Raw genomic sequence first — 2,933 nt, forward strand, 5'->3', positions numbered from 1 at the left:
GTACGTAGCCGGGGCGGGGGCGAAGCGTCGTTGAACCGTTCACGCAGTCTTCCACGCGTGTGCGGATCGTATTCGGGAACTGCCGTGCCTCCGGGTGGCCCCGGCTACGTACGGTGCATTACGCTCGCTGACTGTGAATCGGGGACGGAATGCACACCGTGAAACGGGGGCTTGCACATGGGTTTTCTGGAAGACATCGAGGACGTCACCGGCCTGCTGAACTCGCTCAACGGCTTTCTGCGGGACGCCGGCCTCGGCAACGTCGTCGAGGAGCTGGAGCGCCTGGCCGACCAGGCCGGCCGGCTCAAGCAGGAGCTGGCCGCCGCGGCCTCGTCCACGCACTGGACGGGTGCCGCGGCGGACGGCTTCCGAGCGCGCGCACGGCAACGGGAGGACGAGGTCGCGGTGCTCGTCGCCGCGCTCGATTCCGCGCATTCCGCGGTCGGCGCCGCGTATGCCGTCGCAGGCATCTTCTAAACAGCGAGAATCAGCCATCAGGTATCAGGGGTGAGGGAGGAAATGGCCGCGAGTGACCAGTACCAGGTAGACATCGCGTCGGTGAAGGCCCTGATTCAGGCCTGGCAGAAAGGCTCCGGCGAGCTCGCCGCGATCTCGACACAGCTGTCGCAGATCCATGGGCAGCTGATGAGCAGCATCCCGAGCGCGCTGTTCGAGGGACTGCTCGGCGAGGTGCCGCTCGCGGAGAGCTTCGCGAAGGTCGCTGCCGCCGCGTCCACCGCGAAGCAGGTCGCGCAGGGGCTGGAGAACGACACGCTCTCGCTGGACGCGAACCTCGCGGCGTACGTCGAGACCGAGGCGTCGATCGAGGCCAAGCTCCGGTCGATCAAGAACCACCAGGGCGGTGTCACCTCGCCGCACGGCACGACGCACCCGTCCGGGGGAGGTCACGGCGGCAGCGGCTCGTCGCGTCACGGGCCGCACCACGGCTCGCACCACGGCTCGTCGCCGGGGAGCGGCGGCGGATCGGGCTCCGGCCGCGGCACGCAGCCGCCGGGGCCCGCGCAGTACGCCAACCAGGCGCAGGTCGAAAGCTGGATCGACCAGGCCTTTCAGGCTCTCGAGGCCAGCGGCGTGCCCGCGGGCGAGCTCGACAAGGCCGGCGTCCTGCTGATCATCGAGCACGAATCCAGCGGCAACCCGAACGCCATCAACAACTGGGACAGCAACGCCAAGGCGGGCGACCCGTCGCGCGGCCTGATGCAGGTCATCGGGACGACGTTCGACGAGTACAAGCTGCCCGGGCACAGCGACATCTACAACCCGGTGGACAACATCATCGCGGGGGTCCGGTACGCGCTGTCGCGGTACGGGTCGATCCAGAACGTCCCCGGCGTCAAGAGCGTGGACAGCGGAGGAAGCTACGTTGGGTACTAAACCGCTTCGAGCGGTCGGGGGACTGGCCGGAGTCACGCTGCTCACGGCCGCGGCGTTGGCCGGATGCTCGAACAACGGAGGCTTGAGCGCGTCGAGCGGCACGCGGTCCGGCGGCGCCGGGAGCGCGTCGGCCGGCACCTCGGCTGCGGCAGGCCCGTCCGCGTCCGCGAACAGCACTGCCACGCCCTCGAACGGAACCGGCCCCGGGTCGTCGGCCGCGATCCCGACCGCGGCGTGGATACCGGCCTCCGCGATCCCGCTCTACGCGCACTACCACTGGTCCTCGCCGTCGCGCGTGGCCAAGTCGGTGAAGGCCCCGGTGCTGAGCGCCGTGCAGGACTGCCAAGTGCCACTCAGCAGCTCCGACCAAGCCGAGCTCGGCGCGTTCCCCGCGGCCCAAGCCGAACTCGCACCGACCACCGGCGCCACCGGGGGAGAGGATGACTGGGCGGCTCAGGAGACCATCCTGGCCACGAACGACACCGATTCCGGCGACGTCCAGGGCGTCTACAACCTGTACACGGACCTCGTCGCCGACCTCGCCAAGTGCGCGAACACCGCATCCGGAGCGAAGGTCACGGTGGCACTGAGCCAGGGCGCCGAGTACGCGGCGACGATCACCGTCCCGACGTCCACCGGCTCGACAATGACGTGGCACGAGTACCTCGCCGCGCCGTACGGGTACCTCGTCGAGCTGTCCGTCTACGTTGCTCCGTACGCGGGCGACAAGCCCGGCGCGTCCTGGGACGGGACGTCGGCGGCCACGGTGCTGAGCTCGCTTCAGTCAGGACCCTGCTCGGTGACGAATCTCTGCTGAGATCGGGCGGGATCCGCCGACCTCGGCCGGGAAGGATAACCCGCACGGATGACGATGAGGCCGTATGGATGGCGATGGGACCGTACGGGGGCATGGCGCCATACGGATGGCGATGGGGCCGTGCGGACGACCATGGGGCGCACGGATGGCGATGCAGCCGCCTCGACGATGCTGAGGCCGCCCAGATGACGCTCAGGCCGCGCGAGCGCTTCCCCGGCTGCCCGGGTCACCTGCCGGTCGACCGCCGGTCAGCCGCCGGTCGAGTGGGCGGCGACGAGCCCGAGGATGAGGCTGATCGCGACCAGCGCGTATCCGGCGCCCAGCAGGTACAGCGTGCCCTTGCGCAGGAAGGCCGCGACGATCGCGATCAGGGCTGCGGCGACCGGCGAGATCACCAGCGGAAGGACGTAGCTCACCATCGGCTCGTGGCCGGTGCCGTTCGCCTGCAGACCTGCCGCGAAGCAGCCCGCCGCGCCGGCCACCGCGAGCAGCGGCAGCAGTATCGCGGCCCAACTCACCGAGCGTCCGCTCTCCACCTGAGCTTCCATGCAAAATCGCTCTCTCGTTCGGGTGGAAAGTATCGTACGCTTGGCGCTCGCGTCGCGCAGAGCCGACGTCATTCGCAGCAAGGGGGAAACCGTCGTGACCGAGCCGGACCTGCCCGCTCCCGGGCCCGCCTCCGGGGCTCCCGACCCCTGGCAGTCCGTGCCCGCCGGCGGCC

Annotated in this window: 4 protein-coding genes; 3 read left to right on the forward strand and 1 reads right to left on the reverse strand. The window is 69.8% G+C overall.

Going from position 1 to position 2,933, the window contains the following annotated elements:
* Positions 1-177 precede the first annotated feature (177 nt).
* The 3 genes from KDK95_RS34285 to KDK95_RS34295 are packed head-to-tail and all read left to right on the forward strand — an operon-like array spanning position 178 to position 2,212.
* Entirely contained in the window at positions 178-477 is a 300-nt protein-coding gene (locus KDK95_RS34285; RefSeq protein WP_212522531.1) for a hypothetical protein, read from the forward strand.
* A gap of 42 nt (positions 478-519) precedes the next feature.
* A complete protein-coding gene (locus KDK95_RS34290; RefSeq protein ID WP_212522532.1) occupies positions 520-1,395 on the forward strand; it encodes a transglycosylase SLT domain-containing protein in 876 nt (291 codons plus the stop codon).
* Positions 1,385-2,212, forward strand: a complete 828-nt coding sequence (locus KDK95_RS34295; protein ID WP_212522533.1) for a hypothetical protein — start codon at positions 1,385-1,387, stop codon at positions 2,210-2,212. Before KDK95_RS34290 ends, KDK95_RS34295 begins: the two co-directional genes overlap by 11 nt.
* 248 nt (positions 2,213-2,460) lie before the next feature.
* Here KDK95_RS34295 and KDK95_RS34300 read toward each other — a convergent pair whose 3' ends face one another.
* The gene (locus tag KDK95_RS34300) at positions 2,461-2,760 is read right to left on the reverse strand and encodes a hypothetical protein (RefSeq protein WP_212522534.1); all 300 of its coding nucleotides are present in this window, start codon (positions 2,758-2,760) and stop codon (positions 2,461-2,463) included.
* Between the last annotated feature and the right edge of the window lie 173 nt (positions 2,761-2,933).

This window comes from Actinospica acidithermotolerans (assembly GCF_018139625.1).
Taxonomy (GTDB): Bacteria; Actinomycetota; Actinomycetes; order Streptomycetales; family Catenulisporaceae; genus Actinospica; species Actinospica acidithermotolerans.